Annotated in this window: 2 protein-coding genes; both read right to left on the bottom strand. The window is 67.0% G+C overall.

Annotated elements, in window-relative coordinates; all coding sequences use genetic code 11:
• Window positions 1–1,234: 1,234 nt before the first annotated feature.
• A complete protein-coding gene (locus B124_RS36905; RefSeq protein ID WP_496507390.1) occupies window positions 1,235–1,732 on the bottom strand; it encodes an HAD domain-containing protein in 498 nt (165 codons plus the stop codon).
• A complete protein-coding gene (locus B124_RS36910) occupies window positions 1,729–2,982 on the bottom strand; it encodes an IS256 family transposase (protein ID WP_496507391.1) in 1,254 nt (417 codons plus the stop codon). The genes B124_RS36905 and B124_RS36910 overlap by 4 nt, the downstream gene beginning before the upstream one ends.
• Between the last annotated feature and the right edge of the window lie 153 nt (window positions 2,983–3,135).

The following is a 3,135-nucleotide window of genomic DNA, read 5'->3' on the forward strand; positions in this document are numbered from 1 at the left end:
CCAGCTCGACGCCCGCCAGCACCTCCGCGTTCCCGGGGACCAGGGGCGCCATGAGGCCGACCACGTCCTGCAGCAGTTGCGGGTCAGCGGCCATCAGCGGAGGCTGGCGCTGGGCGTGGAGCGCTTCATGTAGCGCACTGTGGGCCGATGCGTGCTCAATGTAGGCGGCGGACTGGTGACGCTCGCGGTCCCTTCACGGCCTGCCTGACGGCTGCTGGAAGTGTGACGTCGAGTCGTGCGCACATAAACTCGACGGGGGCGTTGACGGGGCCATGGGCCCGCCGATTCCGGCGGCTGGATACTGGCTGGATCCCGCTCGGCTCTCCGGTGTTTCCACAGGCCGAAAGTGTGCGCCCGGTGTTCCGCTTCAATGTTTAGGCCCCGCGATAGCGCAAACTCGGCGAATTAACAAACCGCCAGGTCAGGCGGGGGCGACCCGAATTCGGGTGGCACCCGCCCACGTACCGTGGCTGGATTTTGGCTGGATGACCTGACGTCTCGTCACCTGTCGTCATCTATCGTTCTCCGCACGCTGGCTGGATTTTGGCTGGAGAGCGCCGAACGGCGGGTCGCGGACGGGATGTACGCCCGCGTCGGCCGAGCAATCGAGGGAACGCACCCCCCGGGACCCGGCGCGTGTGAATGGCATCGTCGCCACCCCCGCGGGCCGCCGGGCGGGGCCGCTCGGCGGCCCGTTCCCCCTCGAATCCTCGGCAGGGCACCAAACAGATGGGAACGGTCATAGGCCATGGTCACCGGCCGCACTGATCACCGTTGAGTCCATGTTGCCACTCTGAAGCCCCAGCGCTGGCCGCGGTGTCGAGCCCTGAGTGGGGCGGGGTGGGGGCATAGAGCATGAGCTGCCTGCGCCCTCGCCTGGAACACCGCACCGATAGCCACGAAGCGTTCGTCAAACTCTCCTGCTGCCTCATCACCCATCGACAGCTCGGCTTATTGTGTTGGGCGTTGTAACCCTCAAGGTCAAGGCCAGTCCCCCGGCATTCTGTGCCCGAGCAGCCGGCGACCTCGGCACGTCCCCGGCTCCCACTTACATATCGTGAGCGTTCAACTACCTAAGGTGAAGGTTGTGTCACCTGTCGCTCCGGAGGTCATCCCAAAGGCACTAACGAAGCACGGCATAGTGGCCAAAAACAGGGACGTCCGCTTCTGCTCTGTGATGTCCTATTAGCGTGGCCGAGTAACTGTCAAATCCTGTGGATCATCGCGGAGAACCTCAAGCCAGCTGCAGCCAGTGATCGAGGACTGCGAAGTCCTGGTCGGTGAGGCCGCGGGACGACGCGACGCGATGGAGGATCGCTTGTGCGGGGTGGTGGGTGGAGACCCAGTCCCGGTCGGCGTCGGTGATCTCGTCGTCGACCCAGGCGAACGGGCGTCCGTCCGCCCACGCGATGAGGGCTCGGGTCTTCCAGTGGAGCCCGAACCACTGGTCTTCGCGTTCGTGGGCGGCTGAGGGCTCTGGCCAGTTCACGACCGGCAGCTGTGGCAGGCCAAGCCGCGGTGCCAGCTCGATATTGGCCTCTTCTTCCCAGGTGGTGGCCCAGACCAGGTCGCACGGCAGCGCCGCGAGCCGCGGCCCGATCTGCGGGTCGAGCCGCGCCAGGTGCGAGTTCGATGCGGTGCCCCCCAGATCGCGCTGCGGGCCGTCACCGAATGGCAGGAGCGGCCCGTCGACGTCCAGGAAGAGCAGTGGACGGTTCCTTTGCCTGGTCATGCTGCGCTCACCTCGGGACGCTCGACGAGGTAGCCGTTCTGAAATGTGGCGCCGTTGCGGACGAGGGCGACGAGGTGGGGTGCGGTGATCGCGCGCCAGCGTGCCTGGGCGGACTCGGCAAGCTTGAACACCATGGCCAGGGCGGCGGTGCGGGAGCCGGCCCCGCGGGTGACCTTGGTCCGCAGCCGGACGGTGGAGAACGTGGACTCGATCGGATTTGTGGTGCGCAAGTGGATCCAGTGCTCGGCGGGGAAGTCGTAGAACGCCAGGAGTTCGTCGGTCTCGTCGGTGACCTTCTTCACCGCCTTGGGCCACTTCGCGCCGTAGGCGCGATCGAAGTCCTTGACGGCCTTCTCCGCGTGGTCACGGTCTTCGGCGTTGTAGATCTCCTGCAATGCCTTCTTCGCTCCGGGCTGGGCCGACTTCGGCAGGGCGTTGACCACGTTCCGGGTTTTGTGAACCCAGCACCTTTGGTGCCTGGCCTGCGGAAACACCTCCGTAAGAGCCCGCCACAGGCCCATCGCGCCGTCACCGACCACGAGCTCGGGGGCCTGCATGCCGCGCCGCCGGCAGTCACGCAGGAGGTCGGCCCAGGACTCGGTAGACTCGCGCAGTCCTTCGGCGAGCGCGATGAGCTCCTTGCGGCCGTCGGTGCGCACTCCCATGAGGACCAGGATGCAGGAGCGGGCCTGGCCGAGGCGGATCTTGGGGTGGACGCCGTCGGCCCACACGTAGACGTAGTCGGATTCCGACAGGTCGCGGGCTTGGAAGGCGGCGTGGTCATCGCTCCATTGCTTGGTCAGCCGGGTCACGGTGGCCGGCGAGAGCCCGGCCGAGCTGCCGAGGAACTGCTCGAGTGCGGGCACGAAGTCGCCGGAGGACAGCCCGTGCAGGTAGAGCAGGGGAAGGACCTCGCTGATCTTCGGGGACTTCCGGCACCAGGGGGCCAGGATCTGCGACGAGAACCGCTCGCGCTCGCCCGTGGCGGCGTCGACGCGCTTGTCGTTCACGCGCGGCGCCTTGACCGGGACCGGGCCAGCGGCCGTGGCCACGGTGCGCTCGCGGTGGTGGCCGTTGCGGACCACCAGCCGGCGACCGGCTTCGTCGCGCTGGTCGGCCAACTCGGCTATGTATTGGTTGGCTTCGGCTTCCAGAGCCGCGGCGAGCATCCGCCGGGCGCCCTCGCGGACGATGTCGTCCATCAGGGAGCCGGTCTCGGTGGTTCCGTCGTTACTGACTACGCTGAGCACGGGCGTGCCTTCCCGACCCGCGCGCCAAAGCGGGCCTACTCGATGACCAGAAGTCGATCACTCAGGTTTTCTCAGCGAGTTTCGCTCCATGTGTTGTTGAGGATGAGGGCGGCTTGGGCGATGACGCCGATGCGGCTGGGGCTGAGCGTGATG

This window comes from Streptomyces sp. CNP082 (assembly GCF_059570535.1).

Coding starts and splice junctions, on each gene's coding strand:
- B124_RS36905 (WP_496507390.1), bottom strand. CDS start 1,732: ATGACCAGGCAAAGGAACCGTCCACTGCTCTTCCTGGACGTCGACGGG.